23 protein-coding genes are annotated in these 13,084 nt (G+C 63.5%); all 23 read right to left on the bottom strand.

Annotated elements, in window-relative coordinates; translation table 11 throughout:
- Positions 1–181 precede the first annotated feature (181 nt).
- Positions 182–1,027, bottom strand: a complete 846-nt coding sequence (gene map / locus ACSS7Z_RS15620) for a type I methionyl aminopeptidase (protein ID WP_438255798.1) — start codon at positions 1,025–1,027, stop codon at positions 182–184.
- 1 nt (position 1,028) lies between these two features.
- Entirely contained in the window at positions 1,029–1,625 is a 597-nt protein-coding gene (locus tag ACSS7Z_RS15625; protein WP_438255799.1) for an adenylate kinase, read from the bottom strand.
- A complete protein-coding gene (gene secY / locus ACSS7Z_RS15630) occupies positions 1,622–2,944 on the bottom strand; it encodes a preprotein translocase subunit SecY (RefSeq protein WP_438255800.1) in 1,323 nt (440 codons plus the stop codon). The genes ACSS7Z_RS15625 and secY overlap by 4 nt, the downstream gene beginning before the upstream one ends.
- Positions 2,945–3,046: 102 nt before the next feature.
- Positions 3,047–3,628 (bottom strand): 50S ribosomal protein L15, encoded by a 582-nt coding sequence (gene rplO / locus ACSS7Z_RS15635; RefSeq protein ID WP_438255801.1) that lies wholly within the window; start codon positions 3,626–3,628, stop codon positions 3,047–3,049.
- Complete coding sequence (gene rpmD / locus ACSS7Z_RS15640) at positions 3,628–3,813, bottom strand: 50S ribosomal protein L30 (RefSeq protein WP_438255802.1); 186 nt, start codon at positions 3,811–3,813, stop codon at positions 3,628–3,630. Before rpmD ends, rplO begins: the two co-directional genes overlap by 1 nt.
- On the bottom strand, positions 3,813–4,538 hold the full coding sequence (gene rpsE / locus ACSS7Z_RS15645; protein WP_438255803.1) for a 30S ribosomal protein S5: 726 nt from the start codon (positions 4,536–4,538) through the stop codon (positions 3,813–3,815). Before rpsE ends, rpmD begins: the two co-directional genes overlap by 1 nt.
- Positions 4,535–4,894: a 50S ribosomal protein L18 gene (gene rplR / locus ACSS7Z_RS15650; RefSeq protein ID WP_438255804.1), complete on the bottom strand. Its 360-nt coding sequence runs from the start codon at positions 4,892–4,894 to the stop codon at positions 4,535–4,537. The genes rpsE and rplR overlap by 4 nt, the downstream gene beginning before the upstream one ends.
- Before the next feature lie 2 nt (positions 4,895–4,896).
- Positions 4,897–5,433 carry a 50S ribosomal protein L6 gene (gene rplF, locus ACSS7Z_RS15655; RefSeq protein ID WP_438255805.1) on the bottom strand — a complete coding sequence of 179 codons (537 nt, stop codon included), beginning with the start codon at positions 5,431–5,433 and terminating at the stop codon, positions 4,897–4,899.
- Positions 5,434–5,439: 6 nt separating this feature from the next.
- Positions 5,440–5,838 carry a 30S ribosomal protein S8 gene (gene rpsH, locus ACSS7Z_RS15660; protein WP_438255806.1) on the bottom strand — a complete coding sequence of 133 codons (399 nt, stop codon included), beginning with the start codon at positions 5,836–5,838 and terminating at the stop codon, positions 5,440–5,442.
- Between the two features lie 123 nt (positions 5,839–5,961).
- Complete coding sequence (rplE, locus tag ACSS7Z_RS15665) at positions 5,962–6,552, bottom strand: 50S ribosomal protein L5 (RefSeq protein ID WP_438255807.1); 591 nt, start codon at positions 6,550–6,552, stop codon at positions 5,962–5,964.
- Positions 6,552–6,911 (bottom strand): 50S ribosomal protein L24, encoded by a 360-nt coding sequence (rplX, locus tag ACSS7Z_RS15670; protein WP_438255808.1) that lies wholly within the window; start codon positions 6,909–6,911, stop codon positions 6,552–6,554. Before rplX ends, rplE begins: the two co-directional genes overlap by 1 nt.
- 2 nt (positions 6,912–6,913) lie before the next feature.
- Positions 6,914–7,282: a 50S ribosomal protein L14 gene (rplN, locus tag ACSS7Z_RS15675; RefSeq protein WP_438255809.1), complete on the bottom strand. Its 369-nt coding sequence runs from the start codon at positions 7,280–7,282 to the stop codon at positions 6,914–6,916.
- Positions 7,283–7,309: 27 nt separating this feature from the next.
- The gene (rpsQ, locus tag ACSS7Z_RS15680) at positions 7,310–7,618 is read right to left on the bottom strand and encodes a 30S ribosomal protein S17 (protein ID WP_438255810.1); all 309 of its coding nucleotides are present in this window, start codon (positions 7,616–7,618) and stop codon (positions 7,310–7,312) included.
- Positions 7,618–7,935: a 50S ribosomal protein L29 gene (gene rpmC / locus ACSS7Z_RS15685; RefSeq protein ID WP_147037971.1), complete on the bottom strand. Its 318-nt coding sequence runs from the start codon at positions 7,933–7,935 to the stop codon at positions 7,618–7,620. The genes rpsQ and rpmC overlap by 1 nt, the downstream gene beginning before the upstream one ends.
- Positions 7,935–8,354, bottom strand: a complete 420-nt coding sequence (gene rplP, locus ACSS7Z_RS15690) for a 50S ribosomal protein L16 (protein WP_438255811.1) — start codon at positions 8,352–8,354, stop codon at positions 7,935–7,937. Before rplP ends, rpmC begins: the two co-directional genes overlap by 1 nt.
- A complete protein-coding gene (rpsC, locus tag ACSS7Z_RS15695) occupies positions 8,354–9,112 on the bottom strand; it encodes a 30S ribosomal protein S3 (RefSeq protein WP_438255812.1) in 759 nt (252 codons plus the stop codon). The genes rplP and rpsC overlap by 1 nt, the downstream gene beginning before the upstream one ends.
- Positions 9,112–9,510: a 50S ribosomal protein L22 gene (gene rplV / locus ACSS7Z_RS15700; protein ID WP_438255813.1), complete on the bottom strand. Its 399-nt coding sequence runs from the start codon at positions 9,508–9,510 to the stop codon at positions 9,112–9,114. Before rplV ends, rpsC begins: the two co-directional genes overlap by 1 nt.
- 25 nt (positions 9,511–9,535) lie before the next feature.
- On the bottom strand, positions 9,536–9,817 hold the full coding sequence (rpsS, locus tag ACSS7Z_RS15705) for a 30S ribosomal protein S19 (protein ID WP_248148510.1): 282 nt from the start codon (positions 9,815–9,817) through the stop codon (positions 9,536–9,538).
- A gap of 12 nt (positions 9,818–9,829) precedes the next feature.
- Positions 9,830–10,669: a 50S ribosomal protein L2 gene (gene rplB, locus ACSS7Z_RS15710; protein ID WP_438255814.1), complete on the bottom strand. Its 840-nt coding sequence runs from the start codon at positions 10,667–10,669 to the stop codon at positions 9,830–9,832.
- 20 nt (positions 10,670–10,689) lie between these two features.
- Positions 10,690–11,013 (bottom strand): 50S ribosomal protein L23, encoded by a 324-nt coding sequence (gene rplW, locus ACSS7Z_RS15715; RefSeq protein WP_438255815.1) that lies wholly within the window; start codon positions 11,011–11,013, stop codon positions 10,690–10,692.
- Complete coding sequence (rplD, locus tag ACSS7Z_RS15720) at positions 11,010–11,672, bottom strand: 50S ribosomal protein L4 (RefSeq protein WP_438255816.1); 663 nt, start codon at positions 11,670–11,672, stop codon at positions 11,010–11,012. Before rplD ends, rplW begins: the two co-directional genes overlap by 4 nt.
- Positions 11,673–11,674: 2 nt before the next feature.
- Positions 11,675–12,334, bottom strand: a complete 660-nt coding sequence (gene rplC / locus ACSS7Z_RS15725; RefSeq protein ID WP_438255817.1) for a 50S ribosomal protein L3 — start codon at positions 12,332–12,334, stop codon at positions 11,675–11,677.
- A gap of 8 nt (positions 12,335–12,342) precedes the next feature.
- Positions 12,343–12,651 (bottom strand): 30S ribosomal protein S10, encoded by a 309-nt coding sequence (gene rpsJ, locus ACSS7Z_RS15730; protein WP_017201594.1) that lies wholly within the window; start codon positions 12,649–12,651, stop codon positions 12,343–12,345.
- Positions 12,652–13,084: the final 433 nt, after the last annotated feature.

Genomic DNA, 13,084 nt, shown 5'->3' on the forward strand with positions numbered 1-13,084 from the left:
ATCGGCTCATTCGGCGGCATCACCCGATCACGCCATACCGAAGTGTCACCACCAAATCAGCAAGAAGCGTTACCGATGTCCTGAGACACAACCGTCACCAATGTCCTGAGACTTCACACATGAAACAGGTGCTGGCACCACGTTTTTCATGCGGCAAGACGTTTCTCGCGGCGGCTGGCGGCTACGCCAGAGGCACCGGCACAACGCCGAACGGCGCGAGGCCTGCGGCCCCACCGTCCGCGGCGGTCAGCACCCAGATGCCACCTTCGTGGCGGGCGACACTGTGTTCCCAGTGTGAGCCGTCCGAATCGTCAATGGTCGAAACGGTCCACTCATCGTCCTCGACCAGGGTCTCTTCCGACCCCGCGGTCACCATCGGCTCAATCGCCAGGACGAGCCCCGGCTTGACGGCCGCGCCCGCATCCGGCGTGCGGTAGTTGAAGACGCTCGGCGCCTCGTGCATCTTGCGACCGATGCCGTGGCCGACATACTCGCGGAGGATGCCGTAGGGCTGACCCGATAGCGGCGACGGGCCCTGCGCCTCGATGTAGTCCTGGATCGCGGCTCCGATGTCGCCGATATGAGAAGCGGATGCCATCGCGGCAATCCCCGCCCACATCGACCCCTCGGTCACCCGCGACAGCTCAGCGCGCACAGACAGCAGCGGCTCAGCGCCACCGGGAACGATGAACGTCCGCGCGCTGTCGCCGTTCCACCCCTGGAACTGCGCACCGGAATCAACCGAGACGATGTCGCCGGGCTCCAGCACGCGCGATCCGGGAATCCCATGCACGACCTGCTCGTTCACCGAGATGCAGGTGGTGTGGTGGTAGCCGCGCACGAGCTTGAAGTTCGACTCCGCGCCGCGGGCCACAATCGCTTCCGACGCCGCAGCATCAACCGCGGCGGTCGTCGCTCCTGCAACGATGGCAGCCTCGGCAGCATCCAGCGAAGCCGCCGTGATGAGTCCGGGTTCGACCATCGCCCGCAGTTGGGCTGGAGTCTTGTAGATCGATTTGCGGAACACGTCAGACCGAGGCGTTGAGCCCGCGCGCACCGAGTGCTGCGACGATGCGACCGAAGATCTCGTCGAGCGAGCCGACGCCATCGATGCGATCGACAATGCCACGCTCGCCGTAGACCTCGAGGATCGGGGCAGTCTCGTTCTCGTAGATGTCGAGGCGGTGCGCGATGGCTTCCTCGGTGTCATCCGAACGGCCCTGCTCCGATGCCCGCAGCTTCAGACGCGACATGCTCTCCTCGCGCGGAACGTCGAGCAGGATGACAGCATCCAAAGCCTCGCCGCGACCGGCCAGGAACTCGTCCAGGTGACCCACCTGGACGGCGTTGCGCGGGTACCCGTCGAGCAGGAAACCCGAAGCCGCGTCGTCCTGAGCCAGGCGATCGCGAACGATCTCACTGGTCAGCTCGTCCGGCACCAGGTCGCCGCGGTCGAGGATCTCGGTGACCTTCGCGCCGAGTTCGGTTCCGCCCTTGATGTTCGCGCGGAAGATGTCACCGGTGGAGACCACCGGAACGTCGAACGCTGCTGCGACACGCACGCCCTGCGTGCCTTTGCCGGAGCCCTGCGGGCCGACGATGAGGAGTCGTGCGGATGCTGTCAACGGAGGAGCCCTTCGTAGTGACGCTGCTGAAGCTGCGCGTCGATCTGCTTGACCGTCTCAAGACCGACACCCACGATGATGAGGATCGAGGCGCCACCGAACGGGAAGTTCTGGTTGGCACCGACGGTGGACAGAGCAATCAACGGGATAAGTGCGACCAGGCCCAGGTACAACGAGCCGGGGAACGTGATGCGGGTGAGCACGAAGTCGAGGTACTCGGCCGTCGGGCGTCCGGCACGGATGCCGGGGATGAACCCGCCGTACTTCTTCATGTTGTCGGCGACCTCAACAGGGTTGAAGGTGATCGCGACGTAGAAGTAGGTGAAGCCGATGATCAACAGGAAGTAGATCGCCATGTACAGCGGCTGGTCGCCCGTGGTGAGGTTCTGGGAGACCCAGACGACCCAGGCGGCCGGCTCAGTGCCGTCCTGCGGAGTGTTGAACTGCGCGATGAGCATCGGGATGTACAGCAGCGACGAAGCGAAGATGATCGGGATAACACCGGCCATGTTCACCTTGATCGGGATGTACGTGTTCGTGCCGCCGTAGGTGCGGCGTCCGACCATGCGTTTGGCGTACTGGACCGGGATTCGTCGCTGCGATTGCTCGACGAAGACCACGAGCCCCGTGACCACGATTCCGACCGCCAGCACCAGGAGGAAGACCTCGAAGCCGTTCGACTCGAAGATCGCCCACATCGCCGACGGGAAGGTCGCAGCGATCGAGGTGAAGATCAACAGCGACATGCCGTTGCCGATGCCGCGCTCGGTGACGAGCTCGGCGAACCACATGATGAGTCCGGTACCGGCAGTCATCGCCATGATGATGAGCAGCTGTGCCCACCACACATCGTTGGTCAGAAGCTGCTGACAGGCCGCGATGTCGGTCTGGCCGAACAGCTGCCCACTGCGTGCCACGGTGACCAGCGTCGTCGACTGCAGCAGCGACAGAGCGATGGTGAGGTACCGCGTGTACTGGGTGAGCTTGGCCTGACCGGCCTGGCCCTCCTTGTGCAGCGCCTCGAAGTGCGGGATGACCACACGCAGCAGCTGCGTGATGATCGTCGCGGTGATGTAGGGCATGACGCCCAGCGCGAAGATCGAGAGCTGCAGCAATGCACCGCCCGAGAAGAGGTTGACCAGACTCAGCAGCCCCTCCGTGCCGGCGTTCAGACGCAGGCACTCCTCAACGTTCGGAAAGTGCACGAACGGAGCCGGGACATGGGAGCCAAGTCGGTATACGGCGATGATCGCCAGGGTAAAACCGATCTTCTGACGCAGGTCAGGCGTGCGGAAGATCCGCGCGATAGCGCTAAACAAGGGCGTTCCTCCTGAAAAGGGATGCCGCCCCGCAACGGACGGCTGAAAGACCAGCGTAACGCAGAGAGGGGCCGGAGAAACTCCGACCCCTCTCTGACATGGTTACTTGACGGTTCCGCCCGCAGCCACGATCTTCTGCTCGGCAGAACCCGAGACCTTGTCGACCGAGACGGTGAGCTTCACGGCGATGTCGCCGTTGCCGAGAACCTTGACCTTCTCGTTCTTGCGAACGGCACCCTTGGCGACCAGGTCGCTGGTGGTGACCTCGCCACCCTTCGGGTACAGCTCCGCGAGCTTTTCCAGGTTCACAACCTGGTACTCGACGCGGAACGGGTTCTTGAACCCGCGCAGCTTCGGGGTGCGCATGTGCAGAGGCATCTGCCCACCCTCGAAACCGATGCGGACGGTGTTGCGGGCCTTGGTGCCCTTGGTTCCGCGACCGGCGGTCTTACCCTTGGACGCCTCACCGCGACCGACACGGGTCTTTGCGGTGTTGGCGCCGGGGACGGGACGCAGGTGGTGAACCTTGAGGACTGCGGGACGGGATGCCGGAGTATCCGCCTTCGGAGCCGTCTTGGCGGCGGCCGGCTTCTTGGCCGGTGCCTTCTTCGCGGCAGCAGCCTTGGGAGCGGCAGCCTTCTTCGGGGCCTTCTCGGCCTCGACGGCGTCGTTCTTCTCAGCCATTAGTCGATCTCCTCAACCTGGACGAGGTGTGCGACGGTCTTGACGTAACCGCGCACCTGCGCGTCGTCGGGGCGAACGGTGGTGTCACCGATTCGCTTCAGACCGAGGCTGCGCAGCGTGTCACGCTGGTTCTGCTTCTCGCTCACCTTGGACTTGATCTGGGTCACCTTCAGACGGGCGGCCATCAGGCACCTACCTTTGCAGCAGCCGCAGCAGCGGCCTTGGCCTCGTTACGGAGGATGATGTCCGGAACGACGGCGTCGTAGTCGAGGCCACGACGAGCCGCGACAGCGCGAGGCTCTTCGAGGCTCTTCAGAGCCGCAACGGTCGCGTGCACGATGTTGATCGTGTTCGACGAGCCGAGCGACTTCGAGAGGACATCGTGGATGCCGGCGCACTCGAGTACAGCGCGGACCGGACCACCGGCGATAACACCGGTACCGGCAGCAGCCGGACGCAGCAGCACAACGCCGGCTGCGGCCTCACCCTGAACCGGGTGCGGGATGGTGTTGCCGACGCGGGGCACGCGGAAGAAGTTCCGCTTTGCCTCTTCGACGCCCTTGGAGATGGCCAGAGGAACTTCGCGGGCCTTGCCGTAGCCGACGCCGACCAGTCCGTTGCCGTCACCGACGACCACGAGGGCGGTGAAGCTGAAGCGACGTCCACCCTTCACGACCTTCGAGACGCGGTTGATGGTGACAACGCGCTCCAGGAACTGGTTGTCGCCACGGTCGCGCGAGTTGCGGTCGCGGCCACCCTGGCCTCGGTCACGGCCGCCGCGGCGGCCTTCGCGCTGCTCGCGGGCGGGCTCAGCTGCGGTGGTCGAGGCAGCAGCCTCGGTACCGGCAGCGGCCGTCTCGGGAGCGGCAGCAGCCGTTTCGGTCACTTCTTTCTCCTTGTTGTCACTCACAGTGCCAGCCCTCCTTCGCGGGCGCCGTCCGCGATGGCCGCAACGCGACCTGCGTAACGGTTGCCACCACGGTCGAAGACGACCTCGGAGTAGCCGGCGGCCTTCGCGCGCTCGGCGAGCAGTTCGCCGACCTTGCGTGCCTTAGCGGTCTTGTCACCCTCGAACGAGCGCAGCTCGGTCTCGAGTGTGGATGCCGATGCAACGGTGTGGCCCTTGCTGTCATCGACCAACTGGACGAAGACGTGGCGAGCCGAACGGTTGACGACCAGGCGCGGACGCGCTTCGGTGCCGACGATCTTCTTGCGAAGACGGGAGTGGCGACGCGCGCGGGCGTCAGACTTTGTCTTGACAGCCATGTTTACTTACCAGCCTTTCCGGCCTTGCGACGCACGACCTCGCCCGCGTAGCGGACACCCTTACCCTTGTACGGCTCAGGCTTGCGGATCTTGCGGATGTTCGCAGCTGCCTCGCCGACAGCCTGCTTGTCGATGCCACTGACGGTGAGCTTGTTGGTGCCCTCCACAGTCAGGGTGATGCCCGCGGGCGGGTCGATCAGAACCGGGTGCGAGAAGCCGAGAGCAAACTCAATCGAGCTGCCCTTCTGCTGCACGCGGTAACCGGTGCCGACAACCTCAAGGCCCTTGGTGTAACCCTGGGTGACGCCGAGGATGTTGTTGTTGATGAGCGTGCGGGTCAGGCCGTGAAGCGACCGCGACTCGCGCTCGTCGTCGGGGCGAGCAACAACCACCTGGTTGTCCTCAACCGCGACCTCGATGGGGCTGGCCACCTGGAGGGTGAGTTCACCCTTGGGGCCCTTCACCGCAACCACGCTGCCGTCAACCGAAACGGTGACGCCTGCGGGGATTTCGATGGGAAGTCGTCCAATACGCGACATTTCGAATTACCACACGTAGGCGAGAACTTCTCCGCCCACGCCCTTCTGCTCAGCCTGACGGTCGGTAAGAAGACCGGAGGAAGTGGACAGGATGGCAACGCCGAGGCCACCGAGGACCTTGGGGAGCTCCGTGGACTTCGCGTAAACGCGCAGTCCAGGCTTCGATACGCGCTTGATGCCCGCGATCGAACGCTCCCGCTTGGGGCCGTACTTCAGCGTGAGGGTGAGGTTCTGGCCGACGCGTGCGTCAGTGATCTCGAAGCCCGAGATGTAGCCCTCCTGCTGGAGGATCTGAGCGATGTGCGTCTTCAGCTTGCTCGACGGCAGTGACACGGAGTCGTGGTGTGCCGAGTTCGCGTTGCGCAGACGGGTCAGCATATCTGCGACCGGGTCTGTCATTGTCATGAGTTTTTTCCTTTGTTCACGAGGTTTCGGCTGCCGTTACGCGACAGACGACCTGCTATGAGATGCAATCTTCAATTGTAAGCGCACACAGGACCCCCGCCTGACAGACGGGGGTCCGAAGTGTTACGCCTTTGCGTCCTCCGACTGGAACGGGAAGCCGAGGTGACGCAGAAGTGCGCGGCCCTCGTCGTCCGTCTTCGCCGTGGTGACAACAGTGATGTCGAAACCGCGAACGCGGTCGATCTTGTCCTGATCGATCTCGTGGAACACGCTCTGCTCCTGGAGACCGAACGTGTAGTTGCCGTTGCCGTCGAACTGCTTGGGCGAAAGCCCACGGAAGTCGCGGATACGGGGCAGAGCCAGCGAAACCAGACGGTCGATGAACTCCCACGCACGGTCGCCACGGAGGGTGACGTGTGCGCCGATGGCCTGGCCTTCACGCAGCTTGAACTGCGCGATGGACTTGCGGGCCTTCGTGACGATCGGCTTCTGGCCGGTGATCTTGGTGAGGTCTGCGACCGCACCATCGATCACCTTGCTGTCGCGAGCTGCCTCACCGACACCGGTGTTGACGACAACCTTGACCAGACCAGGAATCTGCATCACGTTCTTGTAGCCGAATTCTTCCTGCATCTTCTGCAGGATTTCAGCCTTGTACTTCTGCTTCAGGCGCGGCTGGATTTTGCCAACCGGCGCGGCAGTCTCGGTGCTCATCAGAGGTCCTTACCTGACGTCTTCGCGTACCGCACACGGACGGTGCGCTTGACGCCGTCCTTGGTCTGCTCCTCGACCCGGTGACCGACGCGAGTCGGCTTCTTGGTCTCGGGGTCGACGAGTGCGACATTCGAGATGTGGATGGGCGCTTCGAGAGTCTCGATGCCGCCCGTCTTGGTGCCACGCTGCGTCTGGCCGACGCGGGTGTGCTTGGTGATGTAGTTCACACCTTCGACGATGACGCGGTTGCGCTCAGCAAGGATCTCGAGGACCTTGCCCTGCTTGCCACGGTCGCCGCCCTTGGCCTGCGTACGGCCCGTGATGACCTGAACGAGGTCACCCTTCTTGATTTTCGCCATGATTAAATAACCTCCGGCGCCAGCGAGACGATCTTCATGAACTTCTTGTCACGAAGCTCGCGACCGACCGGTCCGAAGATACGGGTGCCGCGAGGCTCGCCGTCCGTCTTCAGGAGAACGGCGGCATTCTCGTCGAACTTGATGTAGGAGCCGTCTGGACGACGAACTTCCTTCTTGGTGCGGACGATGACCGCTTTCACGACATCGCCCTTCTTGACGTTGCCGCCCGGGATCGCGTCCTTGACCGTGGCGACGATGGTGTCACCCAGACCTGCGTAACGACGGCCTGTGCCACCGAGAACGCGGATCGTGAGCAGCTCCTTCGCGCCGGTGTTGTCGGCGACCTTGAGGCGGGATTCCTGCTGAATCACTATTACTCCTTGAAGTAAGCCGGAGGCTTACTTGGCCTTTTCGACGATTTCGACCAGACGCCAGCGCTTCGTGGCGCTGAGCGGGCGGGTCTCGCTGATGACAACGAGGTCGCCGATGCCCGCCGAGTTTGTCTCGTCGTGCACCTTGCGCTTCTCCGTGCGGCGGATGACCTTGCCGTACAGGGCGTGCTTCACGCGGTCTTCGACCTCGACGACGATGGTCTTGTCCATCTTGTCGCTGACGACGTAGCCACGCTGCGTCTTGCGGTATCCGCGAGCGTTCTCGTCACGCACATCGTGCGAGACGGGAGCTTCCGCTTCCTTCTTGGTAGCCATTACTCGGCCTTCCCTTCAGCGTCAGCCGAAGCATCCTCGGTCTTCTTCGCCTTCGACTTGGACGCCTTCTTGGCCGGGGCCTCGACGGGTGCGGGCGTGGCACGAATGCCCAGCTCGCGCTCGCGGATCACGGTGTACAGGCGCGCGATGTCGCGCTTCACGGCGCGAATGCGGCCGTGGCTTTCCAGCTGGCCGGTGGCCGACTGGAAACGGAGGTTGAACAGCTCCTCCTTGGCCTTACGCAGCTCCTCAACGAGGCGCTGGTCTTCGAACGTATCGAGCTCTGCCGGGGCGAGCTCCTTGGTGCCGATCGCCATTACGCGTCGCCCTCCTCGCGCTTGATGATGCGTGCCTTAAGCGGCAGCTTGTGAATTGCTCGGGTGAGTGCCTCGCGAGCGAGTTCCTCACTGACGCCGCCGACCTCGAAGAGGACGCGGCCCGGCTTGACGTTTGAGACCCACCACTCGGGCGAACCCTTACCGGAACCCATGCGGGTTTCGGCCGGCTTCTTCGTGAGCGGACGGTCGGGGTAGATGTTGATCCACACCTTTCCACCACGCTTGATGTGACGCGTCATCGCGATACGAGCTGCCTCGATCTGACGGTTGGTCACGTACGCGGGGGTCAGTGCCTGGATGCCGAAATCACCGAAGGAGACCTTCGTGCCACCAGTAGCGTGACCCGAGCGACCCGGGTGGTGCTGCTTGCGGAACTTGACCTTACGGGGGATGAGCATTATGCCGACGCTCCTTCTGCGACAGGTGCCTCGTTGCGCGGGGCACGGCGACGGTCGCCGCCACGGTCGTCACGACCGCGCGACTTCGGCGCGTTGGCCTGCTCGCGAGCAAGCTCCTTAGCGGTGAGGTCACCCTTGTAGATCCAGACCTTCACGCCGATACGGCCGAAGGTGGTCTTTGCCTCGTAGAAGCCGTAGTCGATGTTCGCGCGCAGGGTGTGCAGCGGCACACGACCTTCGCGGTAGAACTCCGAACGGCTCATCTCGGCGCCGCCGAGGCGGCCGGAGACCTGGATGCGGATGCCCTTGGCTCCAGCGCGCTGCGCGCCCTGGAGGCCCTTGCGCATCGCACGGCGGAACGCCACACGAGCAGAAAGCTGCTCGGCGATGCCCTGTGCGACGAGCTGAGCGTCAGCCTCGGGGTTCTTGACCTCGAGGATGTTCAGCTGGATCTGCTTGCCGGTGAGCTTCTCGAGGTCGCCGCGGATGCGCTCGGCCTCGGCGCCACGACGACCGATCACGATGCCCGGACGGGCGGTGTGAATGTCGACGCGGACGCGGTCACGGGTGCGCTCGATCTCGATGTTCGAGACACCGGCGCGGTCCAGCTGAGTCTTCAGCAGGTTACGGATCTTGATGTCCTCGGCCACGTAGTCGGCGTAACGCTGGCCCGGCTTCGTCGAGTCCGAGAACCAACGCGACACGTGGTCCGTGGTGATTCCGAGGCGGAAGCCGTACGGGTTTACCTTCTGTCCCATTACTTGCTCGCCTTCTTCTTGCTGTCGTCTTCGGCCGCAACAGCGACCTCAGGCGTCGAGAGCACGACCGTGATGTGGCTCGTGCGCTTCTTGATCTGGAAAGCGCGACCCTGAGCACGGGGGCGGAAACGCTTGAGCGTTGCACCCTCGTCAACGTATGCGTTAGCTACGTACAGGTCCTGCTCGTCGAGGTACTCGCCGTCACGATCCGCCTTCACCTGTGCGTTGGCCATGGCCGACGCGACAAGCTTGTAGATCGGCTCACTGGCACCCTGTGCTGCGAACTTCAAGATCGCAAGGGCCTCCTGGGCCTGCTTGCCCTTGATGAGCGCGACGACACGACGAGCCTTCTGAGGGGTCACGCGGATGTGTCGCACGCGTGCGATGGACTCCACCATTTCTCTCTCCTCTTTCGCCACCGCCTTAGCGGCGACGGCCCTTCTTGTCGTCCTTCTCGTGGCCGCGGAAGGTGCGGGTGGGCGCGAACTCGCCCAGCTTGTGGCCGACCATGGTCTCGGAAACAAACACAGGAATGTGCTTGCGTCCGTCGTGGACCGCGATCGTGTGTCCCAGCATGGCCGGGATGATCATGGACCGGCGTGACCAGGTCTTGATGACGTTCTTGGAACCAGCTTCGTTCTGCACGACGACCTTGCGAAGCAGGTGCTCGTCGACGAAGGGGCCCTTCTTGAGACTCCGTGGCATCTTCTTCTACTCCTACTTACGCTTCTTAGACGCGGTGCGACGACGAACGATGTACTTGTCGCTTTCCTTGTTGGCGTGACGGGTACGGCCCTCTGCCTGACCCCAGGGGGAAACAGGGTGACGACCACCGGAGGTCTTACCCTCACCACCACCGTGCGGGTGATCGACAGGGTTCATGGCGACACCGCGGACGGTCGGGCGGATGCCCTTCCAGCGGTTACGGCCGGCCTTGCCCCAGTTGATGTTCGACTGCTCGGCGTTGCCGACCTCGCCGATCGTGGCGCGGCAGCGTGCGTCGACGTTGCGGATTTCGCCCGACGGCAGACGGAGCTGCGCGTAGGGGCCGTCCTTGGCGACGAGACGAACGGATGCACCGGCAGAACGAGCCATCTTGGCACCGCCACCGGGACGGAGCTCGATCGCGTGGATCACCGTACCGGTCGGGATGTTCTTGAGGGGCAGGTTGTTGCCGGGCTTGATGTCAGCGCCAGCACCCGACTCGACGACGTCGCCCTGGTTCAGCTTGTTCGGGGCGATGATGTAACGCTTCTCGCCGTCGAAGTAGTGAAGCAGCGCGATGCGTGCGGTGCGGTTGGGGTCGTACTCAATGTGAGCGACCTTGGCGTTGATGCCGTCCTTGTCATTACGACGGAAGTCGATGACACGGTACTGGCGCTTGTGGCCACCACCGATGTGACGGGTCGTGATGCGGCCCTGGTTGTTACGTCCACCGGTCTTGCTCAGCGGGCGCAGCAGTGACTTCTCCGGCGTCGATCGTGTGATCTCGGCGAAGTCAGCCACCGACGAGCCGCGGCGACCCGGGGTCGTGGGCTTGTACTTGCGAATAGCCATTATTGTCCTTATCCCCCGGATCAGCCGATTGCCGTGAAGATGTCGATGGTGCCCGACTTCAGGGTCACGATGGCGCGCTTGGTGTCCTTGCGCTTTCCCGTGCCGAAGCGGGTGCGACGGGCCTTGCCGACGCGGTTGATCGTGTTGACGCCTGCAACCTTGACGCTGAAGATCTTCTCGATGGCGAGCTTGATCTCGGTCTTCGTAGCACGCGGGTCGACGAGGAAGGTGTACTTGCCTTCGTCGATCAGCGAGTAGCTCTTCTCAGAGACGACCGGCTTCAGGATGATGTCGCGGGGGTCCTTGTTGAACGCCGACTGGAGGGCGCCTGACTGCTCGGTCATGCCGAGACCTCCTCGGTTGCGCCGGTCTTCGAGGCGATGAAGCCCTCGAGTGCGGCCTGGGTGAAGACGATGTCGTCAGAGACGATGACGTCGTACGCGTTGAGCTGGTCGAAGCTGATCACGTGGAGGTTCGGAAGGTTCCGGATGCTCTTGGTGGTCACCTCGTCGTTGCGCTCGGTGACGACGAGAACGTTCTTCGACGAAGCAACGGTCGCGAGGAACTTCGCGGCGGTCTTCGTGGAAGGTGCTCCGTCGATGCCGAACGACTCGATGGCGTGCAGGCGCTCACCACGGAAGCGGTCGCTGAGCGCGCCCAGGAGGGCGGCGGCGATCATCTTCTTGGGGGTGCGCTGCGAGTAGTCACGCGGCTGCGGGCCGTGGACCGTGCCACCGCCGCGGTGCTGCGGCATGCGGATCGAGCCCTGGCGTGCGTTACCAGTGCCCTTCTGCTTGAAGGGCTTGGAACCCGAACCGGACACAGCGCCACGAGTCTTCGTGGAGTGCGTGCCCTGGCGTGCCGCGGCGAGCTGTGCGACGACGACCTGGTGGATCAGCGGAATGTTCGTCTTGACGTCGAAGAGCGCGGCGGGCAGCTCGATGGAGCCAGCCTTCTTGCCGTCGGCCTTCAGAACGTCGAGCGCGAGAGTCGAGTCAGCCATGATCAGGCACCCTTCACTGCGTTGCGGACGTAAACGATGCGGCCGCGAGCACCGGGGACTGCGCCCTTGACGAGCATGAGTCCCTTCTCGATGTCGATGGCGTGCACCTTGAGGTTCAGGACGGTTACGCGCTCGCCACCCATACGGCCGGCCATGCGCATGCCCTTGAAAACGCGGCTCGGAGTCGACGATGCGCCGATGGAGCCGGGCTTGCGGTGGTTACGGTGTGCACCGTGCGATGCCGGGGCGCCCTTGAAGTTGTGACGCTTCATGACACCGGCGAAGCCCTTGCCCTTGCTGGTGCCGACAACGTCGACCAGCTGGCCTGCTTCGAACAGACCGTCAACCGTGAGTTCCTGACCAAGCGAGTAGTCAGAAGCATCCGCCGTGCGGATCTCGGTGACGTGGCGACGCGGCGTAACGCCGGCAGCCTCGAAGTGAGCCGAGAGGGGCTTGTTCACCTTGCGGGGGTCGATCTGACCGGCCGCGATCTGAACGGCGTTGTAGCCGTCCTTCTCGGGGGTACGGATCTGAGTGACCACGTTGGGTGCCAGCTCGATGACGGTGACGGGGACGAACTTGCCGTCCGCGTCCCACACCTGGGTCATGCCGAGCTTGGTGCCCAGCAGTCCCTTGGAAATCTTTGCGTTGATGTCAACCATGCCGAGCCTCAGAGCTTGATCTCGATGTTGACGTCAGCCGGAAGGTCGAGACGCATCAGCGAGTCGACTGCCTTCGGCGTCGGGTCGACGATGTCGATCAGACGCTTGTGCGTGCGCATCTCGAAGTGCTCACGGCTGTCCTTGTACTTGTGCGGCGACCGGATAACGCACACGACGTTCTTCTCGGTCGGCAGCGGCACGGGGCCGACGACAGTCGCGCCCGCGCGGGTCACGGTGTCGACGATTTTGCGCGCCGACGTGTCGATGACCTCATGGTCATACGACTTCAGGCGAATGCGGATCTTCTGTCCCGCCATTGTCTGCTCATCTCTCTATAAGCGTCTTACCGACCTGACTCGGGTGAATCAGGGGCATTGGACGCACCATGGCGCTGTTCGCGCCGGGCACCACTGTTCTTCTGTCATTCCGCAGGCCTTTCGACCCACGGCAGAGCCTCCGTAAGGAGGTGGCTGCTGTTCTGCCATCTGCGGCCTAGGACCCTGCATCCGTCTCCGGGGAGATGACGCCGCCTATGCACTGCCATGATGGTGATCCGGTGAACACGCATAGTGCACCACCGGAATGTGGAACCTGTCTATTCTGCCATGCCGGATTTCACTTACGCAAACCCGGGCGTGTCGCGCTCCCCCGCCGCGTCATTCCGAGCCACCCACGCCCTCACTTTCCGCCCACGCCCCGCGCTATTTGCGCATCTATCCCAGGGCCTCGGCGACGCCCCCGGGCCTCGAC

Origin of the sequence: Microbacterium wangyouchuni, assembly GCF_051546305.1 — a bacterium.
Classification (GTDB): Bacteria; Actinomycetota; Actinomycetes; order Actinomycetales; family Microbacteriaceae; genus Microbacterium.

Bases quoted from the DNA above. Each gene is read 5' to 3' on its own strand.
- rplV (WP_438255813.1), bottom strand. From the start codon at position 9,510: ATGGTGGAGTCCATCGCACGCGTGCGACACATCCGCGTGACCCCTCAG.
- rplF (WP_438255805.1), bottom strand. From the start codon at position 5,433: ATGTCGCGTATTGGACGACTTCCCATCGAAATCCCCGCAGGCGTCACC.
- rplB (WP_438255814.1), bottom strand. From the start codon at position 10,669: ATGGCTATTCGCAAGTACAAGCCCACGACCCCGGGTCGCCGCGGCTCG.
- rplE (WP_438255807.1), bottom strand. From the start codon at position 6,552: ATGAGCACCGAGACTGCCGCGCCGGTTGGCAAAATCCAGCCGCGCCTG.
- rpsH (WP_438255806.1), bottom strand. From the start codon at position 5,838: ATGACAATGACAGACCCGGTCGCAGATATGCTGACCCGTCTGCGCAAC.
- rpmC (WP_147037971.1), bottom strand. From the start codon at position 7,935: ATGGCGATCGGCACCAAGGAGCTCGCCCCGGCAGAGCTCGATACGTTC.
- rpmD (WP_438255802.1), bottom strand. From the start codon at position 3,813: ATGGCCGCCCGTCTGAAGGTGACCCAGATCAAGTCCAAGGTGAGCGAG.
- rpsS (WP_248148510.1), bottom strand. From the start codon at position 9,817: ATGCCACGGAGTCTCAAGAAGGGCCCCTTCGTCGACGAGCACCTGCTT.
- rplC (WP_438255817.1), bottom strand. From the start codon at position 12,334: ATGGTTGACATCAACGCAAAGATTTCCAAGGGACTGCTGGGCACCAAG.
- rpsC (WP_438255812.1), bottom strand. From the start codon at position 9,112: ATGGGACAGAAGGTAAACCCGTACGGCTTCCGCCTCGGAATCACCACG.
- rplW (WP_438255815.1), bottom strand. From the start codon at position 11,013: ATGACCGAGCAGTCAGGCGCCCTCCAGTCGGCGTTCAACAAGGACCCC.
- rplO (WP_438255801.1), bottom strand. From the start codon at position 3,628: ATGGCTGAGAAGAACGACGCCGTCGAGGCCGAGAAGGCCCCGAAGAAG.
- rplP (WP_438255811.1), bottom strand. From the start codon at position 8,354: ATGCTCATCCCCCGTAAGGTCAAGTTCCGCAAGCAGCACCACCCGGGT.
- rplX (WP_438255808.1), bottom strand. From the start codon at position 6,911: ATGGCGAAAATCAAGAAGGGTGACCTCGTTCAGGTCATCACGGGCCGT.
- rplD (WP_438255816.1), bottom strand. From the start codon at position 11,672: ATGGCTGACTCGACTCTCGCGCTCGACGTTCTGAAGGCCGACGGCAAG.
- rplR (WP_438255804.1), bottom strand. From the start codon at position 4,894: ATGGCTGTCAAGACAAAGTCTGACGCCCGCGCGCGTCGCCACTCCCGT.
- rpsQ (WP_438255810.1), bottom strand. From the start codon at position 7,618: ATGGCTACCAAGAAGGAAGCGGAAGCTCCCGTCTCGCACGATGTGCGT.
- rpsJ (WP_017201594.1), bottom strand. From the start codon at position 12,651: ATGGCGGGACAGAAGATCCGCATTCGCCTGAAGTCGTATGACCATGAG.